This is a genomic window from Agrobacterium sp. rho-13.3, assembly GCF_033957765.2.
Taxonomy (GTDB): domain Bacteria; phylum Pseudomonadota; class Alphaproteobacteria; order Rhizobiales; family Rhizobiaceae; genus Agrobacterium.
Window position 1 is genome coordinate 1,203,521 of sequence record NZ_CP192774.1, and the last position, 26,126, is coordinate 1,229,646.

Sequence of the window (26,126 nt, forward strand, 5' to 3'; positions counted from 1 at the left end):
TCATACCTTCACATCATGGCGGCGGTGCTCAGACAGCCGTTGGTTTACTTTCGAGCACAGCGCCGGAACCTAAATTCTCCGGCCGTTGCTATATATAAAGTGCATGCACAAGCATTTTGCCGAGCAAAAACTACGCCTGAGCCTGAGAAGCGACGAAGCAAAAAAGCTTCACACGGCCTTCCCGGCGATTCATTATGGTGCGGGTAGAGGGACTCGAACCCCCACAACTCTCGTCGCCAGAACCTAAATCTGGTGCGTCTACCAATTCCGCCATACCCGCGCTCTTGAATCTTGCATAAACAACATCTGGCACATGATGCCTTCCGGAGCGCGCGTCTCTATATCACCCGTTTTCAGGAGCGCAAAGGGAAAATGACGGTTTTGCGTCTGTATTTGTGGCGCTTTACGCTGCATCCATCGCAAATCATCGCTGCGGACGCTGCATCCCTACGAAAAGCACCTGTCCCGATCATACATATTAGGAGTCATGCACACGCAACGATTCGCCACTCTCATCGATGTGAGCTTGCCGCATGGCTCTTATCGGGTGCGGGACAGCCTTAATATGGGGCCAAAACAGCTTATCGGCGACGACCACGCGACAAATCCATGATTGCACCGAACGGGAAAACATCCAATGCGCGAAAATTGATGCTAAAAAGCACAAAATCGCCCTTAAATTATGCATCTATTAACGAACGGGGACCGAAATCGAAGTAAGACATGCATTGAATGCATAGGTGGCATACTTCATTGTCTGTTTTTGTTTCCGTTAAACCGATTATATTCGTGTTCAGAAAATGAGTTTGGCGCCGATCCCAAGCGGTACCGACAGACGAAAACCAAGGACACGACCATGAACATCACACGCTCGCTGAACAACTGGCGCAAGTATCGTCAGACCGTAACTGAACTTGGCCGCATGAGCGACCGCGAACTGAACGACCTCGGCATCGGCCGCAGCGACATCCGCCGCGTTGCACGTACCGCAGTCGGCATCTAATATATAAACACCGCAAAATAGGTTGCGGCGTTGGGTCTACCCTAAAAAGGTCTTGAGCTTCTGCTCCAGGCCTTTTTCTTTGTTTGGTCCATAGACAGCCTGTCGTGACCAGAAACGCGCCATTTAAAGCGGATGCGTGACGCCTAAAAAATACTCAACCCTCTCATAAAGATGCAAATATAGTCGACGCATTGCACAAACGCATGGCAGTCGCCTAAATTCTGCACTCCACATCCTCACTCTGCATATGTATATACACATCAACAGCCGAGAGCGCAGACGACTTAGGCCTCGGCAACATAGTTTAGAAATCAAACCGAACACAGATTGAGGACACGACCATGAACCCTATTCGCATCGCAAGAAACTGGATCAGCTACCGCCGCACACTCAATGAGCTTGGCAGCCTTTCCAGCCAGACCCTGAGTGACATTGGCCTCACACGTTACGACATCCGTGACGTTGCTTCCCGTTCGTTCCGCTAATCAGCGTAAAACGTCACCCTGCTGATCGACCTCCCACGGAGCAGGATGACCGAGCGACAGGTAATCAAAAACGGCGCCTTGTGCGCCGTTTTTGATTCTGGGCTAGATGGTGCCCCAACCCTCAAACCTATCGAAAATGTTTGGCGCTCATCGCCTGCCATGATACTGCATCCGCAAAACAGCCTCCTGAAACCGGAAGGCTCGTACAATCAAACAAACATGGCCGCCTGAATGCACTCATGTGCTGCGTGGCGGTGCAGGTGCGCGATGCAAGATAAAACCTATTCCCCCATTCATGTCATCGGCGGCGGGTTGGCCGGTTCGGAAGCTGCCTGGCAGATTGCCCAGGCTGGCGTTCCCGTCATTCTGCATGAGATGCGCGGCGTGCGCGGCACGGATGCACATAAGGGCGATTCGCTGGCCGAACTCGTCTGCTCCAATTCTTTCCGCTCTGATGATGCGACGGCCAATGCTGTTGGCGTCATTCATGCGGAAATGCGTCTTGCCGGTTCGCTCATTATGGCGTGTGCGGATAAACACAAAGTGCCAGCAGGCAGTGCGCTGGCCGTTGACCGCGATGGTTTTTCCGAGGCTGTGACGAACGAGCTTGAAGCACACCCGCTGATCACGATCATCCGTGAGGAAATTTCCGGTCTGCCGCCGAAAGAATGGGACAACACCATCATTGCGACCGGCCCTCTGACATCGCCTGATCTGGCCGCTGCCATTCAGGAAGAAACCGGCGAAGACGCCCTCGCCTTCTTCGATGCCATCGCGCCGATCATCCATCGCGATAGCATCAATATGGATATCTGCTGGTATCAATCGCGGTACGACAAGGTCGGCCCCGGCGGCAACGGCAAGGACTACATCAACTGCCCGATGACGCAGGAGCAGTATACCGCTTTTATCGACGCGCTGATTGCAGGCGATACGGTTGGCTTCAAAGAATGGGAAGGTACACCTTACTTCGATGGCTGCCTGCCGATCGAGATCATGGCAGAGCGCGGACGCGAAACTTTGCGCCACGGTCCCATGAAGCCCATGGGCCTGACAAACTCTCACAACCCGACCGTCAAAGCTTACGCCGTCGTGCAGTTGCGTCAGGATAACGCGCTCGGCACGCTCTATAATATGGTCGGTTTCCAGACAAAGCTAAAATACGGCACGCAGGCGGATATTTTCCGCATGATTCCGGGCTTGGAAAATGCGGAGTTCGCGCGGCTCGGTGGCCTGCATCGCAATACCTACATCGATTCACCAAGATTGCTTGATGCATCACTCAAGCTGAAATCCCGCCCGTCGGTGCGATTTGCAGGGCAAATCACCGGCTGTGAAGGCTACGTGGAAAGCGCGTCCATCGGTCTTCTCACGGGACGGTTCGCCAGCGCGGAACGCAAGGGTGAACCGCTTAGCCTGCCGCCCGTCACCACAGCGCTTGGCTCGCTGCTGAACCATATTACCGGCGGTCATCTTTCGACCGACGAAGAACCGGGTAAACGTTCATTCCAGCCGATGAATGTGAATTTCGGGCTTTTCCCGGAACTTGCACCCGGTTCAATCATAAGACCAGAGGGCGTCAAGCGTTTCCGTGGCAAGGACAAGACGATCATGAAGCGCCAATTGATGGCCGTGCGCGCGCTGACGGATTGCGCCGAATGGCTGGGCGTTCCCGCGCCTGTTTTCGCTCAGGTGGAAGAGGTTGGCGACGGCGTCGAGACTGGGTCTTCAGCGGCCTGATCGGCCACATGTTCGGCAGCTTCCAGATAGCTGCCGAGCAGCCACAGCGACACTTCGGCGGCTTCGCCTGCGGATTTGAACCGGTAAGCACCGCTATATTTCGGGTTATCGATAAAGGTCACGACAAAACCGTCGCCGGTTTCCAGATGCTCGACGGTGATGCGTTCAGGATCGATCATCATGCAGGCGTGGTGCTTGCCCATATTGCGCATGAATCCGGCCTTGTTGTCATGCAGGCGCACGAACACGGCGTTGCCGTCAACGGTCATATGCAGACTGCGGATGGCTTCCGTCGGAAACGCCCGTGCAAAATCTAGAATCGCCTGGCCGGCATCGTGACGATCATCCTCGTCGGGATCACGCTTCATGCGCCAGACATACATGCCGAAAAAACCAAGCGGAACGAGAATGAGTATCCAGACTGCGGGGTTCATCGGCGTCGCTCCATGCGGCTCATCTTAGAGATGGCAAGATTCTCATACGTGCCGGTTTTTAACCACCAAGCCTTGTGCGAATATTGAGCCTATCAGAACCGTTTGGAAAATGATGCCTTGGCAAGCTGCCACTGACGGGCAAGCTGGGACGGCTGAATATCCTTTTCGAACAGACCTGCACCTGCCCGTCTGGCATTGGCAATCACACGGCCTGCCAATGATACAGGAAGGAAAGCCGGGAACACGGTTTTCGGTATCTGCACCTTGCGCGCCTTTTCCAGATGGCTCAGCGCATGGCCACTGAATATCTCGATGGCGACAGTGATTTTCGCAACATCCTTGCCTTCCAGAAAGGTTTCCCGATCCAGCCCAGCAGCAGACAGCATATCCAGCGGAACATAGACCTGCCCTCGCCGCCTGTGCAGCGGCATCAGCAACAGCATACCGGCCATCGCCTGCGCCACACCGGCATGACCGGCGGCCTCCGCACTCGTTTTTGCGTCGTCCGAAGAAAGCACGATGCTGGCCAGTTGGATCAATGCCGACGCGGTTTCTCCGGCGTAACCTTCCAGCGCATTGCGGTCTTCGAACACGTCGTCATAAAGATCGAAAACCCGCGCCTCGATCATATTGATCAGAGTCTGGCGTGGCAGACTGTGCGTGGCAATAGCGTTTAAGAGAGAAGCGGCGACCGGGTTTGCAAGGCTTTCGCCATGCGGATTGCCTTCCAGCAGATCACGCCACCATTGCATCCGCACTTCACCGGGAAGCGGCTCGCGAACAAGATCACGAATGCGGGCGATTTCTGCGTTGAAGGCATAAAGGGCGGCAAGAGCGGGGCGCTTGTCTTGCGGGGCCAGAAGGCAGGCAAGATATCGATCGCGATCAGTTTCGCGCAGCATGGTAAGGCATGCGTCCTGCTCTGCGGTCGGCTCTGTCATTTGTGACGTTCCGTTCTTTCAGCCTTCGACGGCGATCAACGCTGCCGCAACGGAGCGCGATTCCGAAAGCATGATATTATAGGTCCGCACGGCGGCACCCGTACTCATGGCATCGACTGCGATGCCCGCTTCCTTCAACGCCAGTCTCAGTTCCTTGGGAACGACACGCATCGTGTCTCCCATGCCGATCAGCAGAAACTCGATGTCGCTTGCCTGCTCGATAATGCTGGAAAAATCGGAGACCGTCAGCTGCGACGCATCTTCGACATGCCAGCCATGAATGCCGGACGGGACACAAAGAAGCGAACCGCGATGCGACATCTCCGCAAAACGAAAACCGCCATTGCCGTAAGCATCGATAGGCGCCCGGCCGGGAAAATGGGCCGGGCGTATTTCTATACCACCTGCCATCAGATGGCCGGCTTGCCGCCAACGGCGTCTTTGCCGCCGATGGTGCCGTTCTTGGCATCAGCCTTTTCGTCCTCGGCATCATTGCCGCTTGAGCGAAGCTTGAAGGCGATGAGTACCGGGGCCGCGATGTAGACCGACGAGAAGACGCCGATACCAACACCGAACAGCATGGCGAAGGTGAAGGAGCGGATGACTTCGCCACCGAACAAATAGAGCGAAAGCAGCGCCAGCATCACCGTCAGACCGGTGAGGATCGTGCGCGACAATGTCTGGTTCAGCGAAACGTCGATAATCATCGAAATCGGCATCTTCTTGTAACGCCGCAGATTTTCGCGAATACGGTCATAGATGACGACCGTATCGTTCAACGAGTAACCGATGATCGTCAGGATCGCGGCGATACTGGTGAGATTGAACTCGATACCAAGGAACACGAACAGTCCGATGGTGAACACCACGTCATGGACCATGGAGATGATCGCACCAAGTGCGAACTGCCATTCGAAGCGGACCCAGATATAGATCATGATGGCGAACATCGCGAGTGCGATACCGATGGTCGAGGTCAGGGTAAGGTCGCCAGAAACGGCAGGGCCAACCACCTCCACGCGACGGAACTCGTATTTATCCTCAAGTTCGCCGCGCACCAGCGTAATCGCAGACTGCTCGGCATTTTCGCCGCCATCTTGCGCCTGAATGCGGATCAACACGTCTTGTGACGTACCAAAGCCCTGCGCCTGAATTTCACCGAGGTTCAACTGGCTCAGGCGGTCACGGATATCCGCAATATCGGCATCACCCTGTTTCGCCTTGACTTCGATAACCGAGCCGCCCTGGAAGTCGATGCCCAGATTAAGGCCCTTGGTGGCAAAGCCGCCAATACACACAAGCATAATCGCGCCACTGAGAATGAACACGTAGCGGCGATAACGCATGAAGGGAATGTCTTTCCCATCAAATACCGCGGTGCGAATGCCCTTTGGCAGATGCTTTGGACGGCTCTTGCGAACCCACACGCCAAACATCCATGCGGTCAATGTATAAGCGGTGAAAACGGTGGTGATGATACCAACGGCAAGCGTAACCGCAAAGCCCTTGACCGGTCCGGTGCCCATGTAGAACAGAACGCTGGCAACGATAAGAGTCGTTATATTCGCGTCCATGATCGTCGCAAAAGCGCGGGTAAACCCGTTCTCCAGCGATGAAATCAACGGTTTACCGCTTCGAACCTCTTCACGAATGCGCTCATAAATCAGAACGTTGGAATCCACCGCCATACCAATCGTCAAAACGATACCGGCGATACCCGGCAAGGTAAGAGTGGAGCCGATGATACTCAGTACAGCCAACAGCATGACGATGTTGACGATGAGCGCGATGTTCGCCAGCAGGCCGAAGAAGCCGTAGAAAATGAACATGAAGATCACGACGCCGATGGCGCCGATGGCGCTTGCCATCAGACCGGCATTGATCGAGTCGCTACCAAGGCTCGGGCCGACGGTGCGTTCTTCAACAACAGTCAGTGTTGCCGGAAGCGCACCCGCACGCAGCAGAACGGCAAGGTCGTTTGCGCCCTGAACCGAGAAGTTGCCGGAAATCTGGCCGGAACCACCGATGATCGGTTCGCGGATCACCGGCGCGGAAATAACCTGATTGTCGAGAACGATTGCAAATGGCTTGCCGACATTCTGCTGTGTTGCCTGCGCAAAACGTTGTGCACCACGGCTGTCGAAGCGGAAGGTCACAACCGGCTCGTTGTTCTGCTGGTTGAAGCTTGCCTGCGAGTCGACAAGGTTGTCGCCCGATACAAGTGCGCGGCGCTCGACCAGATAAGGAACTGGCGGATCATCCTGCGAATACAGCACTTCCGATGTTGCAGGCGGACGACCATTGATCGCTTCCTGGGCTGGCATCGTGGTATCGACCATGCGGAACGAAAGCTTCGCGGTCTGGTTCAACAGCGATTTCAAACGCTGCGGATCCTGCAAACCCGGAACCTGCACGATGATACGGTCCGAGCCCTGACGCTGGATCAGCGGTTCTGTCGTGCCGACTTCGTCCACGCGGCGGCGAACGACTTCGATGGACTGGGAAACAGCAGACGACAGGCGGTAAGCAATGCCGTCATCCGTCAGGTTGAGGCGCAGCAGGCTGTCGCCACCGTCGCTCATCGTCACTTCCGTGATGGAGGTGCCAACCAGCGTGCCGGATGAAACGGGCAGCGTCAGATCGCGCAGAGCGGTCTTTGCAGCCTCATATTGTGCAGGATCGCTGATGCGAACCTGAATCTGCTGGCCGTTACCAGCGAGGCCGGAATACTTGATATTGGCATCGCGCAGCTGGGTACGAACATCGCCCACAATGGTTTCGAGACGTTCCTTCACAATGTCGGAACGCTCGATCTTGAGCATGATGTGGGAGCCACCCTGAAGGTCGAGACCAAGCGTTACCTTGTTATGCTTGTACCAGTTTGGCATGCCCTCCAATTGCTTGTCGGTGAACAGGTTTGGAGAAGCGATAACGACGCTTATAAGCACGGCCAGCCAGATAAAGGCTGTTTTCCAGCGGGAAAAATGAAGCATTTATGTCTCGGTCAAGGTTGGGTGTCAGAACCCAGGCTGCGTTTGCCGCAACCTGCTTTTATTACTTTGCGTTTGCTGGCGCTTCGGTCTTCACCGGCTCACCCTTGACGCGGACTTCGGCGATGTACGTGCGCGAAGCGCGGACCTTTACGCCTTCGGCAATTTCGACTTCCAGTTCACTGTCGTCGATAACCTTGGTCACCTTGCCAACGATACCGCCGCCGAGAACGACCTGATCACCGCGACGAATCGCGGTCAGTGTTTCCTGACGCTTCTTCAACTGCGCGCGCTGTGGACGGATCAGGAAAAAATACCAGACGACCATTAGCGGGGCGAACAGGAAAAGCATCTCGAGGCCAGAACCGAAGGCAGACGGTGCAGCTGCTCCATCCTGGGCAAAAGCTTGGCTAATCAACATAAATAACTCCTCAGATTTCAGGCACAGTCTCAGCCACTGGCTGGCTTTCAAGCCGCCGGAATATAGTTGCGATCCCTTAGAATGCAACAGATACACAGGCCACGCCGTACCGTTTCCACGCCTCATAACCTTTCGAGGCGTGAAACACCATGCTAACCCACAGAAATTCTACTCTTATGCCGCCCTGATGCAGCATAAACGCGGCGCGATGGTTTGCAGGAGATTTTGACGATGACACCAGAAGAAACAAACCTGGCTCTGCTGTCCGAGGTACGCCGTCTGGCGACTGCACTGGAGCGGCTGGCCGGACCTGCACCAGCCGTAAACGACTGGAATAGCGCCGATTGCTTCGTCTGGGTTCCAGCCAACGCGTGGCTGCAACCGGTGGCGCGTCCCAACCGCATCGCACTCAAGCTCATTCGCGGTGTGGATCACGTGCGCGATATTCTCCACGAAAACACCCTGCGTTTCGCCGAGGGGTTTGCCGCCAACAACGTGCTTTTGTGGGGCGCACGCGGCATGGGTAAATCATCGCTGGTCAAAGCTGTTCACGAAGACGTGCGAGCAGCCAGCGGCGTTGCGCTGAAGCTGGTGGAAGTACACCGTGAGGATATTCACACCCTCCCTGCCCTGCTGGAGATTCTCAAATCCGCCGATCAGCGCGTCATTCTCTTCTGTGATGACCTGTCCTTCGACCATGACGACACGGCCTATAAGTCTCTTAAAGCCGCGCTGGATGGTGGTATCGAAGGCCGTCCAGAAAACGTCCTCTTTTACGCCACCTCGAACCGTCGTCATCTTCTACCGCGCCACATGATGGAAAACGAGCAGTCCACTGCCATCAATCCGTCTGAAGCAGTCGAGGAAAAAGTCTCACTTTCTGACCGTTTTGGCCTGTGGCTCGGTTTCCACAAATGCAGTCAGAATGACTATCTGACGATGATCGATGGTTATGCCGAATACTTCGATCTAGGCCTTTCGCGCGAAAGGCTTCACCACGAGGCGCTGGAATGGGCAACCACCCGCGGCGGCCGGTCCGGGCGCGTGGCCTGGCAATATATACAGGATACGGCAGGGCGCTTGAGAAAGCCAATGGTTCTCTAAACCTGCCCCAGCAACACTCGACGATTACAACCATTTGAAAAGAAAGGCTTATAGAGCAACAGGTGCGCTCCAAGAGTATTTGAGTATTTCCTGTTCACACGCGGAACCAACCGATCTGCTCGCCGTTGTTGGCAGGCGCGAAAGCCGCGTGTTGATACAGGAGAGAAAAATGACGGATCAGGCAAGATATGTAGGCTCACCAGCAGGCGTCAGCGGCTTGGTTTTGCCGGAATCGATTTCAAGGGTCTCCTGGGGCGGCGTGTTCGCCGGTGTGGCGATTGCTTTAACGCTGCATTTGCTGCTCAATATTTTGGGGTTGGCCATCGGCGCTGGCGTCATTGACCCGGCACATAACGACACACCAACCGCTGCCACGCTCTCCGGCGGATCGGTGATCTGGGTGATCGTCAGCGGAATCATCGCCGCATTTACCGGCGCATATGTTGCAAGCCGCCTTTCGGGCCGCTCTTCCCGCTCCACCGGCGCGCTGCACGGTTTGACGACATGGGCGGTGACGACGCTTATCGTCTTTTATCTCTTGAGCACGTCTGTTGGCGCCTTGGTCGGCGGCGCATTTAGCGGTGTCACGAGTGTGTTTTCTGGCGCTGGCTCCACGATTGCCACGGCTGCAACCGCAGTCGCACCGTCCGTCGCAAACGCCTCCAATCCCGTCGCGACCATTGAACAGCGTATTCGCGAAGCAAGCGGCGGCAACGATCCACAGGCTTTGCGTGACACGGCTGTCAGCGCTGTTGGTGCCGTGCTGACAGGCGATCCGGCCAAGGCAGATGAGGCGCGCAACCGTGCGGCCGACGCACTGGCTCGCGCTCAGGGCATTCCGGTGGATCAGGCCCGCCAGCAGGTGACCCAGTACGAAACCCAGTATCGTGAAGCCGTTGAGCAGGCCAAGGTCCGCGCAACGCAGGCGGCTCAGGCAACAGCGACTGCCGTTTCCACTGGATCCTACGTGGCGTTCGGCGCACTTCTGATCGGTGCCATTGCATCGCTCGTCGGCGGCAGAATCGGTGCTGCTCGTACTGAGCGCCGTGAAACCGCCGTTGAATAAGGACACGGCGAATAGCGCTCAAAAAAAATGCCCGCGTTCGTCGCGGGCATTATCATTTTAAGTGCTGAATTCAGAATTTTGGAAATTCGAGCTTTGTCGTGTCGTAGCCAAGTTCTTTTGCCTTGCGCACCATCACGGCAAGCTTGGCCTTGGAGGGAACGGTGCGGGCATAGATCCACAGATTTTCCATACTGGGATTGGAGCTGATGAACCAGCTGCGGTCCGGTGATTTGTAGAGGACCCAATAGTTGAAGGTAATCAGCAGCGGATATCGAACCCTCAGCTTCGCTTTGGTGGTCTTGGAATCAGTCAAAGTCCCGATGCCGTCGATGGTTTTCAGTTTTCCTTGCGGTGTTCCCTCACGGCAACCATCCTGCACACGCACCTGATTGGGCGCATCTCCCCGCTTATATGTGGTGAAACCCGCCACGCAACCATCCGTCAGCCGCATGGGTGTTCTGCCAATTTCCAGCCATGTGCCCTGATAATGGGACATATCCGTCCGCACCACCGCTGGTTCGGCGCGTGCCTGGGTCGCAAAAAAAGAACTCGCGCTGCACAGCGCAAGCATAACGCCGATGGAACGGATGGATTTGATCATGCTGGCAACTCCCGTAAGGTTTCACGTGCTGAAATAAACGCGCCATTGGATTGCCAGTTGCATCCTCCCCTCAAGACGGCGCAACTGCCCGCCCGTCCGGATATTCCGCCGGTCCTTTGATCTCCAGTATATTGCCGAACGGATCATGTATATAAAAGGAGTGGCCCATGCCGCGTGCACCACCATGCATCGCCTCGCGATGGATCGTTACACCGTGACTTTTCAGATGTGCACGCAGCGCGTCATGTTCAAACGGACCGGTCGCGATGCAGATGTGGTCGACATTGCGCCCGCCAACCACGGGTGGCACCGCGTTTTTAGCGCCGGGATGGGTCGTATCCCACAGCACGATCAGCGATGCGCCGCACCACACCTGCTCCATGCCCAGTGCAGGATAGGTGTATCCGGGGCGGCAGCCCATGACCTGATGATAAAAGTCTAGCGCCTTGTCCATATCGTCCACCAACAGAACGACATGATCTATCCCAACCAGCGAAAACGGTACGCTTGATGTCATATGTTTCTCCTCCCGAATCTCCACCCTCCAGTTTCAGATTACTGGCGGAACAATCAACCCGGAAAGAAACCCGCGACGTCTTTGATCGCAAAGCAATACGTTGCATCGCGCATATGCATATTTGTGTTTTGGGGAAGACCCAAGTGGTACGCCCTAGGGTTCTACCACTAGATAACGTTTTCAATGGGTTATTCTTGCTAACCCTACAAAACCTCGCCTTTGAAACAAAAAGGCTTTTCGGAAAATCTGCTAACCGTTCTGGCCCACTTCGCAGACCACCCATCTTGCGTTTGGGTGTCGATGCCCCATGAGTTTTCTTCAAATAGAAATGCCCCGGATGGTGACCGAGGCATTTCTAATAGTCGTGTTGCACGCTCTGGAGGGAGTGCTTCAATCCATCAACGAAACCAATCAGAGGACCGTCAATGACAACGAATATTGATGAAATGACTATCGAAGTCAACCCTTCTAAAATGATGGTTGCAGGTCAATTTTCTCAGGTGACAGGACAAGTTTTCTCAAGCTTTTTACCTTTCCAAACCCCTGTCTCATATACGTTTTCGCTAGCACCCATCACAGCCGATGTCACGCTCAGAAGTAAACCCGATGTCACATGTCACGCTGGTGAGAAAATCCTGATATCACCCCCCCGCGATCACATAACGGATTGCGAAAACTTGACCAAAATGGAGTTGCGCAAGAAGTACAAAAACGAGGCGAACAGCCACAGAAACATGAAGTCCCGGCTCAACGACAAAGGCATTGCCGTCGATCCCGCCTTTGAGGATTTCCGATCCTACCTACGCAAAGTCGGTCCCATACCTGCGCAGGGCGCTACAGTTGATCGCGTGAATAACCCTGATCCCGACTATGCCGAAGGAAAGGTGGCGTGGGCAGACCGGAGAACTCAGAACAACAATAAGAGCGACACACTTATCTTCCGAGATCCCGATACCAATGAAGTCTATACGGCTTCCCGCCTCGCTAAGCTGCAAGGAGTAGACGGCTCCACCATTCGCCAACGGAATAAGCGTGGCTGGACTGATGCTGAGATCATCAGGGGTTCCCGCGAAAAGACCTCCCCCGCCAAAGAGGTCAGCCATGTGCCGACTTACTTCTCCCCGAAAGCTGTTTCCCCGGCTCGTGAAATCAGCGGTGCCGAGCGGGAGTTTCGATTAACTGCTGAGATTTACCGGCAGCAGCGTGAGGAGGATGGCACCGAGGCTTTCATACCGACATACGAGGAACTCAAAGAACTTCGCGCGGAATGTGGTATGCCGTACACCGAAGCTGATTATGAAAACCACTTTAGAAGCCTTTGGCCCAAGCATCGCGACCACGTAAACTTCGATAATCTCAGTGAAGATCAAGTGCAGTTAATTGCATTCATAGACCCTAACTTTGTATCTTCATGGAAATCCCGAAAAGAATTATCAAATTCGATTGACAATATGCTTTAGCATCCGGTCTTAGATTTGTACCGCCCTATAATGTACTTGATGCGGCTCGAAAAAAACCAACTATAAGAAATGTCACCTTCTCAATCGGGTGACAACATGTTCGGGTTCGGAAAAAAGACAGAGACAGCAACCGCAAAAGCGGACGAGCAACGCAGCTTAGCCACACCTGATGGCTGGCTGCTTGAACTGTTTGGGGCAACACCCTCAGCCGCTGGGATCGTAGTCAGCCCCGAAAGCGCTTTCAAGGTTCCTGCGGTTGCCGCTGGCGTCCGTGCGATCTCCGAAGCCGTTTCCATTCTTCCCCTGCATACCTACTCCCGCGCTGCCGATGGCTCCCGCGAACGCAACGCGGATCACATCGCTTCCCGGCTGCTGAACGGTGATGCCAATCCGTGGACTCGTGGGCCACAACTCAGAGAACTGCTGACCGCCGATGCCATCTGCTATGATGCAGGCGGGTTTGCCGAGATCGTGCGGGACGGCGACAAGAAGCCTCGCGAACTGCACCGCATCCACCCCAGCACTGTCACCATCGAAATCGACACCCTGACAGGGGAACCCCGTTACCGCGTCAACATCGGCAGCGGATCACGGTTCATCGACTTCCGCGACATGCTCCACCTCCGCGCCCCGTCTCCGCTTTGCATGAACAACGTTTCCGGCAAAAGCCCTTTGCTGCAAGCCAAAGATGCCATCGGCCTTCTGATCACGCTCCAGCAGCACGCTTGCCTCCTTTTCAAGAATGGTGGCCGTCCCTCTGGCATCCTGTCCTTCCCGCAAAAGCTGGGTGCAGAAGTCGCCAAGCGCATCAAAGCCTCGTGGCAGGCCGCAACGGGTGGAAGCAACTCAGGTGGCACCGCCGTGCTGGAAGAAGGCGGATCATTCACGCCCCTTAGCTTCAATTCCGTAGACAGCCAGTTCCTCGAAATCTGGGCACTTGCCATCACAGAGGTTGCTCGCATCCTTCGCGTCCCTCCCGTGCTGTTGATGGATTATTCCCGCCAGACATGGGCAAACGCTGAAACAGGCGGACAGCAGTTCCTGACCTACAGCCTGTCACCATGGCTCAGCCGCTGGGAAAGCGAAGTCACACTCAAGCTGATCGCCCCGGAAGATCGCGACGAGATTTATGTCGAGCATCTGACCGACGCACTTCTGAAATCAGACTTCGCCAGCCGCGCCACCGCATATTCCGCATACCGCGCCGCTGGAGTGCTGACCGCCAATGAGGTCCGCGCCGGTTTGAACCTTGCACCGCTCCCAGACGGCAACGTTCTCCAGAACCCCTACACCACGACCGACAAGACACCGAAGACCGAGGGCAAAGCCGATGAATGAGCTGCCCGTACATCGCCAGTTTTTCGGGGATGCCGAATATGACTTCCGCATCACCCCAGACCTTGTGCTGGAGCTGGAGCGGAAAACAGCGTCTGGCATCGGTGGCCTGTCCCGCCGCTTCTACGCCAGTGACTTCCGTTTCATCGAACTCACAGAAGTCATCCGTCTGGGCCTCATCGGTGGCGGCATGGACCCGGAAGAGGCTGATGCGCTCGTGAAAACCTACACGCCCCGCATGTCCGTCACGGAGCTGTACGGCAAAGCACTCCCCATCATTGACGTTCTCATGTTCGGAAAGGTCGCTGCTGATGAGTAAGGGTCCGGGGAAAGTACAGCGGGCTATCATCGCCGCATTTGAGCATGAACCTAGCCGACGCTTCACCACCGCAGAACTAGCGGAGCTTACGTTCCCCGACGCCACAATCGAGAAGAACAAAACAGATGCCGTACACCGCGCCCTCATGAAACTGACGCCGGTTTTGGGTCTGACCAAATCACGCATCGCCCTACCGAACGCCTTCGGTTGGCAACACCGATGGGGAAGGATCGCTTAAATGACGGTATCCGAGACATTACTTGCAAATACGCCGTTTGAAGCCCGCGAAACCCAGACCCGTGAGGCGCTGGACTTCGACATTCGGTTTTCTGCTGCCGATGACGATGGTGTCTTCACCGGCCACGCTGCCGTATTTGATGAGCGCAACAGCTTCAATGAGATCGTTAAGCGCGGGGCATTCACCCGCACTCTGTCAGAGCATCAGACCCGCAACATACGTCCACCGATGCTGTGGTCGCACCGAACTGACGAAATCATTGGTGTTTGGACCGACATTCGGGAAGACGCCACCGGCCTCGCTGTAACCGGCAGGCTCATCACCGAAACCACACGCGGCAAGGAAGCCCACGCTCTCCTCAAGGCCGGTGCGCTCAATGGCCTGTCCATCGGCTTCCGCGCACGTACCGCCGAACGCGGGGCAAATGGTCTCCGCATCCTCACCGATATTGAATTGGTCGAAATCTCTCTGGTTGCCCTGCCGAGTGCAGGCAATGCCCGCATCAAACAGGTGCGGTCAGCCGGGGAACTTTCGGCCTTCACCCGCGCCGTGAACAGCGCAATCGCAACGCTTCGAAAGGATTGAACCATGAAGCATGAAAAGATCGAAGTCCGTTCGGCGTTGCCGATTGAGACACGCGAAGACGACCCCCTTGCCATCGCAACGCAGGCCGTTGAAGAACTCCGCGCAGCAGCAGACGAGCGGCATACAGCTCACCAGACCGAAGTGCGCAGCCTCACTGAACGTCTGGCTTCCATGGAAACGCGACTTAACCGTCCCGGCACCCAGCAGGAACAGCGCAACGAACCCACAGCAGATGCCCTTGCCTTCGGTGTCTATCTTCGCCGTGGTGCCGCTGCCCTCAACGCGGAAGAACAGCGTGCGCTGACGGTCGCAACCGACGCATCGGCGGGATACCTGGCACCCCCGGAATACGGCAACGAAATTCTCCGCACCGTGGTGGAATACAGCCCTATCCGCGCCTACGCCCGCGTGATGCAGATCGCGGGACCGGAAATCCGCTATCCGAAAAAGCTCACCGGCACGAACGCACAGTGGGTTTCGGAAATCGAAGATCGCCCCGAAAGCACCATGACCTTCGGACAGGTCACGCTGACCCCGTTCGAACTCGCCACGTTCGTGGACGTGTCCAAGCAGCTTCTGGAAGATGCCGCATATGACGTGGAAGGCGAACTCCGCACATCGTTCGCGGAAGACTTCGGCGTCAAGGAAGGTGCGGCATTCGTCAATGGTGACGGTGCAGGCAAGCCGAAGGGCATCTTGCAGGCCACGGGCATCCAGCAGATTGTCACGGGCGCTGCCGCCACTCTGGGAACGGCACCGGCTGATCTTCTGATCGATGCCATGTCCAAGCTGCCATCCGTCTATGCCCAGAACGGCGCATGGCTGATGAACCGCACGACCCTCGCCAGCATCCGCAAGCTCAAAGATGCTCAGGGTGCTTACCTGTGGCAGCCATCACTTCAAGTGGGTGCGCCTTCCACGCTTCTCGGTCGCCCCATCATCGAAGCCGTAGACATGCCAAGCATCGCAGCGGGTGCATTCCCAATCGTGTTTGGCGACTTCTCCGGCTACCGCATCGTGGACCGCGTCGGCGTCTCCGTTCTCGTGGACCCATTCACCAAGGCCACCAACGGCATCACCCGTTTCCACGCCCGCAAACGTGTCGGCGCTGATGTCACCCATCCTGACCGCTTCGTGAAGGTCAAGGTCGCCGCGTCCTAATCGGTGCCAGTGGCGGGGAAACCCGCCGCATCCCTCTTTCCTATTGTTTTCGAAGGAACCCCCTAAATGATTACCACGACAGCCCTGACAAAAGTCAGTATCGGCACCACCGCTGCCTTCACCACCGCCGTCGCATATGCTGGCGATGTTTTCACCCCGATTGGAAGCATTGCAGACGTGGGAGAGGCGGGTAGCGAGAGCGAGATCGTTACGGCCAAGATCGTAGATCAGCCGTACGTCAAGAAGGTCAAAGGAAGTCGCGATAACGGCCAAATCGAGCTGGTTGTTTATCGCGATAGTGCCGATCCGGGCTATGCCGCACTGGTCGCCGCCGAAGGCACCTCGTTCGCATACAACTTCAAAGTGGAGCTGAACGATAAGCCCGCAGCCGGTGCAAGCCCGAAAAATTCTGTCTTCTATTTTTCGGCCATCGTCGCCAGCCGCAAGAACAGCTTCGGTGATGCTGACAACATCGTGCAGACGACATTCAGCCTCGCCATCTCCGGCGCAATCATCGAAGTCTTGGCTTCGGCCACGTAAGCGGAGATTGCATCATGAAGCTGGCGGAACCCATCATCGTGACAATTGCAAAGACGGAGATAGAGCTTCGGCCATCGCTCCGCTACGCCATGCAGTTGGAACGCCGACCCGGATCATTCCGCCAGCTTCTTGCCGATATTTCAGATGGCAGTCTGACCGCTGCCCTCACGATCATTGAACCCCATGCCGATGGGATGCTGTTTCTTGAAAACCGCGTATTCGATGAGTTGGCACGACTACAGCCCAGCCTCACAGCTTACGTCCTTCAATGCACCGGCATCGACCCTAACGAACCCGCGGTCAAAGGCAAGGCCACGGGAAAGCCTCAGCCTTTCGCGGACTACCTGACAGGCCTCTATCGCATCGGAGCCGGCTGGCTGGGGTGGCCACCCGAAACCACGCTGGACGCCACACCCGCAGAAATCATCGAAGCGAACAAAGGCCGGATGGAGATGCTGAAAGCAATCTTCGGCTCCAGTGCCAAGGAAACCCCGAAAGATGACCGCCCGCTGGAAGAGAAATTCCGCACGGTCTTCGCCGGATTTGGGACACGAAAGGAAGCAGCATGAAAACCGATTTTGCCAAACTCGTGAGAGAGATCATGATCGAGAACGGTTTGTCTCAGCGAGGTGTGACCGCTGCTGCCGATGTCAACCGCAGCACCTTCCGCCGATTTCTTGAGGGCGGCAACACCATCGACATGGACAAGCTTGAACGAATTTTGGCGGTGATGGGCTACGAGCTGGATATCGTGCGGATTGGAGACCCCTCTGTACGTCCCTCACTCTCCCCTTCGGAACCAGCCGTCGCATCAGAGCCAGCAAAGCGACTTATTCGTCTGGCCTGCATGGAGATGAGCTTCTGATGCCGTATCGCGCCCCATCGATCCGAGCCTGTGGATGCGTCCTGTCATCTGGGGAACGCTGCCAGCACATCATTACCCGTGACCGTGAACGCAAGGCGGCATTTGATGAGAAGCGCCCCAGCTCTCGCCAGCGCGGATACGACAGCAAGTGGGAAACAGCCCGCAAAGGCTTCCTTGCCAAACACCCAGATTGCGCCCGTTGCGGCCAGCCCGCCACCGTAGTCCATCACTCCACCCCGCATCGTGGGGACAAGGCCATATTCTGGGACAGATCTAAGTGGGTGCCAGCCTGCCAACCTTGCCACGATGGCCCGCTGCAATCCCTTGAGAGGCGCTCATGACAAATGGCGTACTTTCAGATCCTGCTTGGACCACGACGAGTTCGGGCCACCGTCTGACGCGGCGTGTGGCGGAACGCAAAATGATGATCTCTGGGGTGCGCTTGGCAAGCCCTAATGTCTCCATTTCCCCGAATAAATATGAACTGCTTATCTCTGTTAAGGCAGACAGGACAGATGAAGTGTATAGGTTGACCCTCAGCCATGTCATCCCTGAGTTTGTAGACCATCTCCCCCAGTTCTGTCTGAAACAGTTCGTATCTTGCCAACTGCCGTTCGTGGTCATCGTGGCTCCTCAACTCCCTGACGACAGTTCTAAGAGCCTCGCTGAGTTGGACGTTGGTCATGTTCGCCGCCGTAAGTTGCGTCGCAAGATCGCTGATGAGCCGAGCAGCTTCGGAATTATCGGGCGTTTTCCCCGAAGAAAGAAGACCTTTGATTGTTTGGGCGGTCTCCGCAGCTTTACCCGTCATACCCAACGCGGTGCTTGCAAGGCCCATCAGCCCCTCAATCTGACTGAAATCCATTTTTCCATTCCCCCAATCCAAAGTTTCTTTGGAAGCTATCGCACGTCTCCAGCGGTACGCAAGCTAAGCGGGGGGTGTAGCCAAACTTTCGAGAGATCATTGGGAACCGGCGTAGGGAGACACGCGCACGATTTGCACCAAAATTCGGAGAACCGCACATGAGCATCGTTCAATTGTCTGCCGCGAAAGAGCACCTGAACGTCACCTCGACGGATGACGATGCGCTCATTCAGACCAAGATCAACGCCGCCGAGGCGCATGTAGAGAAGCTGCTGGGGTTTTCGCTGGCATCGGGCTTCACAGGTTCGGCAGGCGTTCCCGACGATGTGAAGGAAGCCATTCTCCAGCTCACCGGCCACTTCTACGAAAACCGGGAAGCCTCGCTCGTGGGCATCAGCGCCGAGGAAATCCCGTTCGGCGTCTGGCAGCTCATCGCCGCATATCGGGAGTACGTGTTTTGAGCCAGCAAAGCGACCGATTGAAGCGCCGTCTTGATGCCATTCCCCGCGCTGTGAAAGCAGCGGTGCAGCCTGCACTGGCTAAAGCTGGGCAGGACCTCGCCACCATGCAGCGCATCCTTGCCCCACGCGATAGCGGCGACCTCCAGAAGTCGATTGCCGTCACCCTGCCGGGGGAAACTACTCCAGCATACAGCCAGCCGGGAGGCTCCCGCACAGCCAAGGAAAACGAGGTGCTGGTGACGGTGGGAAACACGGACGTGAGATATCCGCACCTCGTGGAATATGGAACCGCCACCGCTGCCGCACAGCCGTATTTTTGGCCCGGATACCGGCTGATGAAAAAGAAGATGGCAAGCCGCATTAAACGAGCCATCAGCAAAGCTGTGAGGGACGCGAAATGACGACTAAAGCCAAGCCCATCAATATCGCCCTAGACCGTCTTCATGAGGTCCTGCACTACGATCCATTGACCGGAGTTTGGACGTGGCTAGTTCGCACCAGCACTCGCGTTCAGATCGGTGACGTAGCAGGCCGATCCGACAAGTTGGGATATGTTCGCATCAAAGTTGACGGGACCGAATACCTCGCTCACCGTCTGGCTTGGTTTTACATGACCGGCGACAACGACCCCTCAGAGCTGGATCACGAAGACGGCCAGCCGTCCAACAACCGTTTCAAGAATATCCGCGAGGCGACGCGCTCACAGAACATCGCCAACACTCGTTTGCGCAGGGGCAAGACGCTTCCAAAGGGTGTCAGTCTTAGCGCCAACGGCCTTCGTTACATCGCGCAATTCGTTCATAAGCGGGTGACGCGATATCTCGGAACATTTGACAGCGCCGCCGAGGCCCACGCCGCATATATGTTTGCTGCAAAGGATCACCACGGCGCATTTGCGAGGGCAGCGTGATGGAACCATCGCTTGAACTCCAGAAGGCCATCCGCGTCCGTCTCGTGGCAGCATCGGCACTGACCTCGCTGGTTCCTGCCGCCAACATCGTGGACCGCAACGGCATCCCGGCTGCATTCCCCTCAATTCTGCTGGGTGAAGGTCAGACCGTTCCCGGTGGTGATGTTGCCCGTATGCGCCACGAGGTGTTTGTGGATTTGCACATCTGGCAGAAGGAAACCGGCCTCGTCTTCTCGAAACAGGTGGCGGGTGCCATCCGTGAAACCCTGGCCGATACCAGATGGACCGCCACAGGCCTGCATGTTGCTGACCTCCGCATCACTTCCAGCCGGTTTATGCGCGACCCGAACGGTATCCACTCGCACGGCCTCATCTCCCTGACCGCACTCGTTTCGGAGGTGGCATGATGCGCGCCGGTAAACTCGATAAGACAATAACCATCGAACGCCATGCAATCACCGTTGACGACTACGGCACCCAGACCGAGGGCTGGACCGAGATCGCCACCGTTCGCGCTCAGCTCGTGCAATCCACCACCGAAGAATTCATGCGCTCATTCGGATCAACCGGGGAAACCGCTGTCATTTTCCGCATCCGGCATCGTGATGGCTTCAAGGTTGCAGATCGTGTCACCGAACAGGGACAGACCTATGACGTGAAAGAGATCAAGGAGCTGGGACGCCGTGAGGGGCTGGAGCTTCGTTGCGTGGCGGTGGGGGTCTGATCATGGTTCTCATCATCAAGAAAAAAGCCAAAGCGGCAGAGGCAGCTTGTGCAACTGAGATCACGAGTTCCAAGACTTATAATCCATTCCCGGAAATCCCTGACCCGCTGGGATATGGTCAGAGGGCCGTGGACTTCCTGCGCAGCTTGAAGCATCCGAAATCGAAATTGCCAGATCGCGCATTTCAGCTAGACCCTTGGCAGGAACGCATCGTCCGCCAAATCTACGGGCCTTGTGATGAGAATGGCAATCGCACCATCAAACAGGCCACGATCCTGCTACCGCGTGGGAACCGCAAGACGTCGCTGGGTGCCGCACTTGCTCTTCTCCACACCATGGGACCGGAAGCGGTTCCCGGTGGCGAAGTCCTAACCGCTGCTGCCGACCGCAAACAAGCCAAGCTTGCCTTCACCGAGGCGGAAAGCATCATCCGTTCAGGCAGTGAGGACCTATGGCGGAAGGGCCAAGGCACTCGCCGCTTTGACGCTGGCAACACGATCAAGGTGCAAGAATACAAAAACCGGCTGACCTTCCCGAACGGCTCTTTCCTCGAAAGCCTGTCGAATGATGCCGGAACCCAGCACGGACGCACCCCTGTCTTCGCGCTGGTTGACGAAATCCACGCTCATAAGAAGCGCGATCTCTGGGACGTGATCAGAACCGGCCTTGTGAAAGTGCCGAACTCTCTCTGCATCGTCATCACCACGGCAGGACGTGGGCAGGAAAACATCGGCCATGAGGTTATCCAGTACGCCCGCGATGTTGCAGCCGGAAAGGTCTATGATCCTGCAACGCTGCCCATCCTATTCGAGACTTCCCCGGACGCCGATTGGCAGGATGAGGAGGTCTGGAAAGCCGCAAACCCCGGTCTCATACATGGCTATCCTGACATCGGTGGTCTTCGCCAGCTTGCCCGTGAAGCAGCCCAGCGCCCTGCCGACCGGGAAGCGTTTCGTCAGCTTCACCTGAATGTCTGGCTGGGGCATTCCTCTGACCCGTTTGTGGAAATGTCCATCTATGACAAGGGTGCTGCTGCCTTTGATATTTCCGAGCTGGAGCATGAACCGTGCTGGCTGGCAGTGGACCTTTCCAGCAATTCGGATTTGACCGTGATCGTCGCCGCATGGCGTGACGGCGAAGACGGCTATTTCGTTTATCCATGGTATTTCTGCCCAGCCGATAATCTCTATCGCCGTGCCGAGCGCGACAACGTGCCTTATCCGACATGGGCAGATGAAGGTTATATCGAACCGACCAACGGCAATGTCGTGGACTTCCGTGCCGTGGAAGACACCATTCGCGAGATATGCGAACGCTTCCAAGTCCGAGAGATCGCATTCGATCCGCATCTTGCCCGTAACATGCTCAACAACCTGCTTGAAGACGGCTATCCCGCAATCGAGATGCGGCAGGGCTGGGTGACGATGGCACCGGCCATCAAAGAGCTGGAACGCGCTATCATCGCAGGTCGCTTGCGGCATGGCGGGCATCCGGTCTTGCGCTGGAACTTCGATAATATTGCCGTTGAAACCGACAAGGCCGGGAACAAGAGTTTCCATAAGGGCAAGTCCCGCGACAAGATTGACGGTGCAGTTGCTGCCGCCATGGCCGTTGCCCGTGCCTCCACCGGGGAAGACACCCGTTCCATCTATGACAGCGAAGAGCGCAGCGACGGATTGCTGATCTTTTAACGGAGACACCCATGCCAACAGATACCGAACAGCTTGTCGTTTCCTTGGAAGCCCGCATCCGCGACTTCGAAAGGAATTTCCAGCGGGCAAACCGCACCTCCAGCCAAAACTTCCAAGCCATCGAACGGCAGGCGAAGCGTTCCGCCGATACCCTTGAACAGACCATGTCCAAGGCATCGAGTGGCGTCAACGTTGCGCTGGCTGGCCTGAAAGGTGGCGTTGCCGGTATCGTGGCGGGCCTGTCCATCGGTGCGTTGCAGGGCGTTGTGTCCCGCATCGGTGACGTGACCAAGGGCATCGCCAACATCGGCAGTGAGGCAAAGCGTGCCGGTCTCAGCACTCGTGCGTTTCAAGAACTTTCATACGTGGCGGGGCAGTCTCGCATCCCCGTTGACGCCCTAACCGATGGCATGAAGGAGCTATCCCTTCGGGCCGACGAATTCGTGGTGACGGGCGGCGGTTCGGCAGCGGAAGCATTCCAGCGTCTTGGCTTTGGTGCCGAGGATCTCAAGCGCAAGCTGAAAGACCCTTCCTCGCTGCTGGTGGAAATCATTGCCAAGCTCCAGCAGTTGGACAAGGCCGCGCAAATCCGCATTGCCGATGAGCTATTCGGCGGCACGGGTGGCGAGCGTTTCGTGGAATTGATCGACCGAGGCGCAGATGGGATGCGCAAGCTGATCAAAGAAGCCAATGATTTTGGCGCGGTGATGGATGATGAGGTCATTGCCCGTGCCGACGAACTTGACCGGAAATGGAATGCGCTGGGAACGACCATATCCACCTGGACAAAACAGGCCGTGCTTGGCCTCGTCGGTGCGATGGATGATGTGCTGGACAGGTTCAACCAGATCGATGAGCAATCCACTCGCAACGTGCAATCCGCACTGACAGGCATCTATTCCAAGCTACAAGCGGAAAAGCAGAGTCTTGCCGATCTTATGCAGGTCAGCACCGGCTTGCCGTTTGAGATCATGAACATTCGCCAGTCTCAGCAAGAGGTTGAGCGGCTGACCACTGAAGCCATGAAGCTCCGCGATGTTCTGGATGCGCGGCAGGGCTATGATAAGGATTTCATCTACAAGACCGGACAAGATGCCAAGCAAACGACCCCGGAACTATCAAATCTCTATGGCGCATTGAACAATACCGGCACCGCAGCGGGTACGGGCGCGAAGGGCTTGAACAGCTTTGCCGAAGCCGTCCGTGCGCTCAGAAACGAAATCCCCGGCCTCGCCAACAACCTTGCCCAGCTCGATGCGCAGGGCCGGATCAACACGGCTTACACCGCCGCGCTCTCCAAAGCCCGCACTATGGGCGAAGTCTATCAGGCGAATGAGCTTCGCGGTTCGGCACTGAAAGCCGTTGGCGTGAAATCCGCCACCGACGACCCAGCCGCGTATCTGTCCAACGTGCTGGCATCGGGCAAGAATGCGCAGCACATCATGGGGATGCAATCTACGTTTCAGCAGAAGCTTGCCACCATGCTGGCATCCATGCCCGACGATCTCAAGGGCAGCGTTACCATCAACTCCGGTTTCCGTTCGGTTGAGCGCCAGCAAGAGCTGTGGCTTCAAGCCCTCCAGAAATATGGCTCCCCGGAAGCAGCGCGCAAGTGGGTGGCCCCTCCGGGAAATTCCCAACACGGAAAAGGCTCCGCAGCGGACTTGGGATATGGTTCAGATACGGCACGCCAGTGGGTACATCAGAACGCCAATCAATTCGGCTTGTCCTTCCCGCTGAAAAACGAGAACTGGCATATCGAGGATGAGGACGCCAGATCGCAGGCCCGTTCCCAGCAGCTCCAGACCCAGACCAATGCCCTCATGCAGCAGTCCGATGCCTACAAATCCATCATTGCCGATGCCCAGCAGTTCACGACAGCCCAAACGTCTGAACAGCAGGCACTGACCATGACGGGACAGGCAGCGGCGGCATTCCGATATGAGCAAGAGATGCTTGCGCAGGCTCAACGCGCTGGCGTCACCGTCAACAGTCAGCAGCGTGCGGAAATCCAGCAGCTTGCGCTGGGCATGGCACAGGCAGAACAGGCCACAACCCGCTTTGCGCAAACACAAGAACAGGCCGCACAGTTCTCCCAGATGATGGGTAATACAGCCGTGGACGCTCTCACCGGCATCCTGACCGGCACCACGACCGCCGAACAGGCGCTTGCCCAACTCGGTCAGCAGCTCATCAAAGTAGCGTTGCAGGCCGCGCTGCTGGGGCAAGGTCCGCTTGGCAATGGCGGTTCTGGTGGCGGGATATTCGGGAACCTGTTCAGTTTCCTGTTCCGTGCCAATGGCGGTATCGTCAAACGGTCCCAACTCCCGCATATGGCTGATGGTGGACAGGTTCGTGGCCCCGGCACAAGCCGTTCCGACAGCATCCCGACCATGCTCAGTGATGGGGAGTTTGTCGTCAACGCCCGCGCCACCGCGCAAAACCGTTCGTTGCTTGAAGCCGTCAATTCCGGGAAAGCACCTGCCTTGAACACCGGCAGCGTCGGAGGAAGTAGCAGCAGCGCAAGCGGTGGCAGATCGCTTTCCATTGGCGATATCAACGTGAACGTTCAATCCACGGGCAGCAGCGGTGATCCTCAGAAGGACAACGACAACGCCAAGAACATGGGAAAAGAGGTAGGCAAAGCCATCGATCAGCACATGACAGATTGGACCTTGAACCAGATGCGCCCCGGTGGATTGTTGGCTGGACGACGTTGATAAATGCTGTCAGTTCAAAACGTGAGGTTGAAAAACCGAAAGTTGGAGATATCATGTCGCTAGTGAGGTGCCATGACCAGTTTTTCCGAGCAAGTTCCGCGCAGCAACAAAGCATATGAGTTCCTGCCGCTTTTTCACACATGCGAAGCTTTTCAAGCCCGAGCGTACATCAAAGATAGGGAGCTCAGAACTACTGACATCTGCGAAGTGTTTAAAGAGCCGATCACTTACTTGTTCTATGGACGACCTGCGTACAAGTATGCGTTGAAGGGGGGTGCGACGAGAAACCTGTCCGTTTATCCTATCTGCTTCATATTTGACGTTGACCTACTACCGGAAATCCAACGGATTTACCCATTTGATACAGGTGCCCTACACCACAAAATACTCTCTAATTTCATTCATGGAGATAACACAGTTGCGCACTTTGAGCTTGAGCCAGAGCGAAACAGAATTGCAGATGTCGTATTACATTTCCACGGTACAAACGAGAATTACTTAGCTGGCAAGCTGGAAGAGAAGGCTCACGACCCCTTCAACTTCGAAAGCGTTTCGTATGCGGAAATGCACAAAACGTATGTTCCCGACGCATCTGACGAAAGACGAATAACCATTGAAGTTCACGCTCCCGAAAGCCTGAAACTCAAGGATGGGGCACTAAAAGCCATTATAGTGCCAATGCCACTTGTAGGATCAGAGTTTTTAGCAGATTTCACCAGAGATACGGACGTTGATGTCCGCTCCTATGACATTGACTTGTGGGACCCGATCTACGGTTTCAGCTCTGTCGCAAGGGTTGCCAAAGATTACATTGCAGAGAAAGCTTTACCCAATGCCATCTAACGGGGAGCTCTCCTACATCGTCGTTGGGATGGTGCCATTAGATCAAGATGGCCCAGGATTTTGCACGCCCGTTTTTAGAGACCGCGACGGGAAAAAGTTCTTCATGC

Annotated in this window: 30 protein-coding genes and 1 tRNA gene; 21 read left to right on the forward strand and 10 right to left on the reverse strand. The window is 56.1% G+C overall.

Annotation, left to right across the window (positions count from 1 at the left end):
• Nucleotides 1-195: 195 nt before the first annotated feature.
• Nucleotides 196-280 (reverse strand) — tRNA-Leu (locus RMR16_RS05990).
• A 576-nt stretch (nt 281-856) separates the two neighbouring features.
• Between RMR16_RS05990 and RMR16_RS05995 the strand changes: the two genes are divergently transcribed.
• The 3 genes from RMR16_RS05995 (at nt 857) to trmFO (ending at nt 3,228) form a co-directional block, all read left to right on the forward strand.
• Nucleotides 857-1,003 carry a DUF1127 domain-containing protein gene (locus RMR16_RS05995; protein WP_082249962.1) on the forward strand — a complete coding sequence of 49 codons (147 nt, stop codon included), beginning with the start codon at nt 857-859 and terminating at the stop codon, nt 1,001-1,003.
• Nucleotides 1,004-1,344: 341 nt separating this feature from the next.
• A complete protein-coding gene (locus RMR16_RS06000) occupies nt 1,345-1,488 on the forward strand; it encodes a DUF1127 domain-containing protein (protein WP_320199903.1) in 144 nt (47 codons plus the stop codon).
• 267 nt (nt 1,489-1,755) lie between these two features.
• The gene (gene trmFO / locus RMR16_RS06005) at nt 1,756-3,228 is read left to right on the forward strand and encodes a methylenetetrahydrofolate--tRNA-(uracil(54)-C(5))-methyltransferase (FADH(2)-oxidizing) TrmFO (RefSeq protein WP_320199902.1); all 1,473 of its coding nucleotides are present in this window, start codon (nt 1,756-1,758) and stop codon (nt 3,226-3,228) included.
• Here trmFO and RMR16_RS06010 read toward each other — a convergent pair.
• From RMR16_RS06010 to yajC, 5 genes are all read right to left on the reverse strand, one after another.
• Nucleotides 3,177-3,662 (reverse strand): hypothetical protein, encoded by a 486-nt coding sequence (locus RMR16_RS06010; protein ID WP_320199901.1) that lies wholly within the window; start codon nt 3,660-3,662, stop codon nt 3,177-3,179. The genes trmFO and RMR16_RS06010 overlap by 52 nt on opposite strands.
• A 92-nt stretch (nt 3,663-3,754) precedes the next feature.
• Nucleotides 3,755-4,603, reverse strand: coding sequence for a phytoene/squalene synthase family protein (locus RMR16_RS06015; RefSeq protein ID WP_320199900.1), 849 nt, complete (start codon nt 4,601-4,603; stop codon nt 3,755-3,757).
• 18 nt (nt 4,604-4,621) lie between these two features.
• Nucleotides 4,622-5,014: an Mth938-like domain-containing protein gene (locus RMR16_RS06020; RefSeq protein WP_320199899.1), complete on the reverse strand. Its 393-nt coding sequence runs from the start codon at nt 5,012-5,014 to the stop codon at nt 4,622-4,624.
• Nucleotides 5,014-7,596 (reverse strand): protein translocase subunit SecDF, encoded by a 2,583-nt coding sequence (gene secDF / locus RMR16_RS06025; protein WP_320199898.1) that lies wholly within the window; start codon nt 7,594-7,596, stop codon nt 5,014-5,016. The genes RMR16_RS06020 and secDF overlap by 1 nt, the downstream gene beginning before the upstream one ends.
• 61 nt (nt 7,597-7,657) lie before the next feature.
• A complete protein-coding gene (gene yajC, locus RMR16_RS06030; RefSeq protein ID WP_320199897.1) occupies nt 7,658-8,014 on the reverse strand; it encodes a preprotein translocase subunit YajC in 357 nt (118 codons plus the stop codon).
• Nucleotides 8,015-8,245: 231 nt separating this feature from the next.
• On the opposite strand from yajC, the gene RMR16_RS06035 reads away from it, so the two are divergent.
• Both RMR16_RS06035 and RMR16_RS06040 read left to right on the forward strand, forming a co-directional pair.
• Complete coding sequence (locus RMR16_RS06035) at nt 8,246-9,118, forward strand: ATP-binding protein (protein ID WP_320199896.1); 873 nt, start codon at nt 8,246-8,248, stop codon at nt 9,116-9,118.
• A gap of 169 nt (nt 9,119-9,287) precedes the next feature.
• On the forward strand, nt 9,288-10,184 hold the full coding sequence (locus RMR16_RS06040) for a PhnA-like protein (protein WP_320199895.1): 897 nt from the start codon (nt 9,288-9,290) through the stop codon (nt 10,182-10,184).
• Nucleotides 10,185-10,254: 70 nt separating this feature from the next.
• Here RMR16_RS06040 and RMR16_RS06045 read toward each other — a convergent pair whose 3' ends face one another.
• Together RMR16_RS06045 and RMR16_RS06050 are read right to left on the reverse strand one after the other, a co-directional pair.
• On the reverse strand, nt 10,255-10,785 hold the full coding sequence (locus RMR16_RS06045) for a lipocalin family protein (RefSeq protein WP_413786001.1): 531 nt from the start codon (nt 10,783-10,785) through the stop codon (nt 10,255-10,257).
• A 70-nt stretch (nt 10,786-10,855) separates the two neighbouring features.
• Nucleotides 10,856-11,302 carry a VOC family protein gene (locus RMR16_RS06050; RefSeq protein ID WP_320199894.1) on the reverse strand — a complete coding sequence of 149 codons (447 nt, stop codon included), beginning with the start codon at nt 11,300-11,302 and terminating at the stop codon, nt 10,856-10,858.
• Between the two features lie 425 nt (nt 11,303-11,727).
• Between RMR16_RS06050 and RMR16_RS06055 the strand changes: the two genes are divergently transcribed.
• The 8 genes from RMR16_RS06055 (at nt 11,728) to RMR16_RS06090 (ending at nt 17,805) form a co-directional block, all read left to right on the forward strand.
• Nucleotides 11,728-12,762, forward strand: a complete 1,035-nt coding sequence (locus RMR16_RS06055) for a hypothetical protein (protein ID WP_320199893.1) — start codon at nt 11,728-11,730, stop codon at nt 12,760-12,762.
• Nucleotides 12,763-12,858: 96 nt separating this feature from the next.
• The gene (locus RMR16_RS06060; protein ID WP_320199892.1) at nt 12,859-14,100 is read left to right on the forward strand and encodes a phage portal protein; all 1,242 of its coding nucleotides are present in this window, start codon (nt 12,859-12,861) and stop codon (nt 14,098-14,100) included.
• Nucleotides 14,093-14,416 (forward strand): gene transfer agent family protein, encoded by a 324-nt coding sequence (locus tag RMR16_RS06065; RefSeq protein WP_320199891.1) that lies wholly within the window; start codon nt 14,093-14,095, stop codon nt 14,414-14,416. The genes RMR16_RS06060 and RMR16_RS06065 overlap by 8 nt, the downstream gene beginning before the upstream one ends.
• 238 nt (nt 14,417-14,654) lie before the next feature.
• Nucleotides 14,655-15,239 carry an HK97 family phage prohead protease gene (locus tag RMR16_RS06070; protein ID WP_320199890.1) on the forward strand — a complete coding sequence of 195 codons (585 nt, stop codon included), beginning with the start codon at nt 14,655-14,657 and terminating at the stop codon, nt 15,237-15,239.
• 3 nt (nt 15,240-15,242) lie between these two features.
• Nucleotides 15,243-16,400 (forward strand): phage major capsid protein, encoded by a 1,158-nt coding sequence (locus RMR16_RS06075; protein WP_320199889.1) that lies wholly within the window; start codon nt 15,243-15,245, stop codon nt 16,398-16,400.
• A gap of 66 nt (nt 16,401-16,466) precedes the next feature.
• A complete protein-coding gene (locus tag RMR16_RS06080; RefSeq protein ID WP_320199888.1) occupies nt 16,467-16,940 on the forward strand; it encodes a hypothetical protein in 474 nt (157 codons plus the stop codon).
• Between the two features lie 14 nt (nt 16,941-16,954).
• The gene (locus RMR16_RS06085) at nt 16,955-17,509 is read left to right on the forward strand and encodes a hypothetical protein (protein WP_320199887.1); all 555 of its coding nucleotides are present in this window, start codon (nt 16,955-16,957) and stop codon (nt 17,507-17,509) included.
• Nucleotides 17,506-17,805, forward strand: a complete 300-nt coding sequence (locus RMR16_RS06090) for a helix-turn-helix domain-containing protein (RefSeq protein ID WP_320199886.1) — start codon at nt 17,506-17,508, stop codon at nt 17,803-17,805. Before RMR16_RS06085 ends, RMR16_RS06090 begins: the two co-directional genes overlap by 4 nt.
• A gap of 44 nt (nt 17,806-17,849) precedes the next feature.
• On the opposite strand, the gene RMR16_RS06095 is transcribed toward RMR16_RS06090, so the two are convergent.
• A complete protein-coding gene (locus tag RMR16_RS06095) occupies nt 17,850-18,032 on the reverse strand; it encodes a hypothetical protein (RefSeq protein ID WP_320199885.1) in 183 nt (60 codons plus the stop codon).
• A gap of 128 nt (nt 18,033-18,160) precedes the next feature.
• Nucleotides 18,161-18,670: a hypothetical protein gene (locus tag RMR16_RS06100; RefSeq protein WP_320199884.1), complete on the reverse strand. Its 510-nt coding sequence runs from the start codon at nt 18,668-18,670 to the stop codon at nt 18,161-18,163.
• A gap of 158 nt (nt 18,671-18,828) precedes the next feature.
• Between RMR16_RS06100 and RMR16_RS06105 the strand changes: the two genes are divergently transcribed.
• From RMR16_RS06105 to RMR16_RS06140, 8 genes are all read left to right on the forward strand, one after another.
• Nucleotides 18,829-19,131 carry a head-tail connector protein gene (locus tag RMR16_RS06105; RefSeq protein WP_320199883.1) on the forward strand — a complete coding sequence of 101 codons (303 nt, stop codon included), beginning with the start codon at nt 18,829-18,831 and terminating at the stop codon, nt 19,129-19,131.
• A complete protein-coding gene (locus RMR16_RS06110) occupies nt 19,128-19,532 on the forward strand; it encodes an HK97-gp10 family putative phage morphogenesis protein (RefSeq protein ID WP_320199882.1) in 405 nt (134 codons plus the stop codon). The genes RMR16_RS06105 and RMR16_RS06110 overlap by 4 nt, the downstream gene beginning before the upstream one ends.
• Nucleotides 19,529-20,041 (forward strand): HNH endonuclease, encoded by a 513-nt coding sequence (locus RMR16_RS06115; protein WP_320199881.1) that lies wholly within the window; start codon nt 19,529-19,531, stop codon nt 20,039-20,041. Before RMR16_RS06110 ends, RMR16_RS06115 begins: the two co-directional genes overlap by 4 nt.
• The gene (locus RMR16_RS06120) at nt 20,041-20,448 is read left to right on the forward strand and encodes a DUF3168 domain-containing protein (protein ID WP_320199880.1); all 408 of its coding nucleotides are present in this window, start codon (nt 20,041-20,043) and stop codon (nt 20,446-20,448) included. The genes RMR16_RS06115 and RMR16_RS06120 overlap by 1 nt, the downstream gene beginning before the upstream one ends.
• Nucleotides 20,448-20,765 (forward strand): phage head closure protein, encoded by a 318-nt coding sequence (locus RMR16_RS06125; protein WP_432354464.1) that lies wholly within the window; start codon nt 20,448-20,450, stop codon nt 20,763-20,765. Before RMR16_RS06120 ends, RMR16_RS06125 begins: the two co-directional genes overlap by 1 nt.
• A gap of 2 nt (nt 20,766-20,767) precedes the next feature.
• Entirely contained in the window at nt 20,768-22,456 is a 1,689-nt protein-coding gene (locus RMR16_RS06130; protein ID WP_320199878.1) for a terminase large subunit, read from the forward strand.
• Nucleotides 22,457-22,467: 11 nt separating this feature from the next.
• Complete coding sequence (locus RMR16_RS06135; RefSeq protein ID WP_320199877.1) at nt 22,468-25,176, forward strand: D-alanyl-D-alanine carboxypeptidase family protein; 2,709 nt, start codon at nt 22,468-22,470, stop codon at nt 25,174-25,176.
• A 72-nt stretch (nt 25,177-25,248) separates the two neighbouring features.
• A complete protein-coding gene (locus tag RMR16_RS06140) occupies nt 25,249-26,019 on the forward strand; it encodes a hypothetical protein (protein WP_320199876.1) in 771 nt (256 codons plus the stop codon).
• Nucleotides 26,020-26,126 lie beyond the last annotated feature (107 nt).

Coding starts and splice junctions, on each gene's coding strand:
- RMR16_RS06045 (WP_413786001.1), bottom strand. CDS start 10,785: ATGATCAAATCCATCCGTTCCATCGGCGTTATGCTTGCGCTGTGCAGC.
- RMR16_RS06115 (WP_320199881.1), top strand. CDS start 19,529: ATGACGACTAAAGCCAAGCCCATCAATATCGCCCTAGACCGTCTTCAT.
- trmFO (WP_320199902.1), top strand. CDS start 1,756: ATGCAAGATAAAACCTATTCCCCCATTCATGTCATCGGCGGCGGGTTG.
- RMR16_RS06140 (WP_320199876.1), top strand. CDS start 25,249: ATGACCAGTTTTTCCGAGCAAGTTCCGCGCAGCAACAAAGCATATGAG.
- RMR16_RS06120 (WP_320199880.1), top strand. CDS start 20,041: ATGGAACCATCGCTTGAACTCCAGAAGGCCATCCGCGTCCGTCTCGTG.
- RMR16_RS06060 (WP_320199892.1), top strand. CDS start 12,859: ATGTTCGGGTTCGGAAAAAAGACAGAGACAGCAACCGCAAAAGCGGAC.
- RMR16_RS06085 (WP_320199887.1), top strand. CDS start 16,955: ATGAAGCTGGCGGAACCCATCATCGTGACAATTGCAAAGACGGAGATA.
- RMR16_RS06090 (WP_320199886.1), top strand. CDS start 17,506: ATGAAAACCGATTTTGCCAAACTCGTGAGAGAGATCATGATCGAGAAC.
- RMR16_RS06055 (WP_320199893.1), top strand. CDS start 11,728: ATGACAACGAATATTGATGAAATGACTATCGAAGTCAACCCTTCTAAA.
- RMR16_RS06050 (WP_320199894.1), bottom strand. CDS start 11,302: ATGACATCAAGCGTACCGTTTTCGCTGGTTGGGATAGATCATGTCGTT.
- RMR16_RS06040 (WP_320199895.1), top strand. CDS start 9,288: ATGACGGATCAGGCAAGATATGTAGGCTCACCAGCAGGCGTCAGCGGC.
- RMR16_RS06010 (WP_320199901.1), bottom strand. CDS start 3,662: ATGAACCCCGCAGTCTGGATACTCATTCTCGTTCCGCTTGGTTTTTTC.
- RMR16_RS06095 (WP_320199885.1), bottom strand. CDS start 18,032: ATGGACTACGGTGGCGGGCTGGCCGCAACGGGCGCAATCTGGGTGTTT.
- RMR16_RS06135 (WP_320199877.1), top strand. CDS start 22,468: ATGCCAACAGATACCGAACAGCTTGTCGTTTCCTTGGAAGCCCGCATC.
- RMR16_RS06035 (WP_320199896.1), top strand. CDS start 8,246: ATGACACCAGAAGAAACAAACCTGGCTCTGCTGTCCGAGGTACGCCGT.
- RMR16_RS06080 (WP_320199888.1), top strand. CDS start 16,467: ATGATTACCACGACAGCCCTGACAAAAGTCAGTATCGGCACCACCGCT.
- RMR16_RS06070 (WP_320199890.1), top strand. CDS start 14,655: ATGACGGTATCCGAGACATTACTTGCAAATACGCCGTTTGAAGCCCGC.
- RMR16_RS06130 (WP_320199878.1), top strand. CDS start 20,768: ATGGTTCTCATCATCAAGAAAAAAGCCAAAGCGGCAGAGGCAGCTTGT.
- RMR16_RS06100 (WP_320199884.1), bottom strand. CDS start 18,670: ATGGATTTCAGTCAGATTGAGGGGCTGATGGGCCTTGCAAGCACCGCG.
- RMR16_RS06075 (WP_320199889.1), top strand. CDS start 15,243: ATGAAGCATGAAAAGATCGAAGTCCGTTCGGCGTTGCCGATTGAGACA.
- yajC (WP_320199897.1), bottom strand. CDS start 8,014: ATGTTGATTAGCCAAGCTTTTGCCCAGGATGGAGCAGCTGCACCGTCT.
- RMR16_RS06125 (WP_432354464.1), top strand. CDS start 20,448: ATGCGCGCCGGTAAACTCGATAAGACAATAACCATCGAACGCCATGCA.
- RMR16_RS06020 (WP_320199899.1), bottom strand. CDS start 5,014: ATGGCAGGTGGTATAGAAATACGCCCGGCCCATTTTCCCGGCCGGGCG.
- RMR16_RS06015 (WP_320199900.1), bottom strand. CDS start 4,603: ATGACAGAGCCGACCGCAGAGCAGGACGCATGCCTTACCATGCTGCGC.
- secDF (WP_320199898.1), bottom strand. CDS start 7,596: ATGCTTCATTTTTCCCGCTGGAAAACAGCCTTTATCTGGCTGGCCGTG.
- RMR16_RS06000 (WP_320199903.1), top strand. CDS start 1,345: ATGAACCCTATTCGCATCGCAAGAAACTGGATCAGCTACCGCCGCACA.
- RMR16_RS06105 (WP_320199883.1), top strand. CDS start 18,829: ATGAGCATCGTTCAATTGTCTGCCGCGAAAGAGCACCTGAACGTCACC.
- RMR16_RS05995 (WP_082249962.1), top strand. CDS start 857: ATGAACATCACACGCTCGCTGAACAACTGGCGCAAGTATCGTCAGACC.
- RMR16_RS06065 (WP_320199891.1), top strand. CDS start 14,093: ATGAATGAGCTGCCCGTACATCGCCAGTTTTTCGGGGATGCCGAATAT.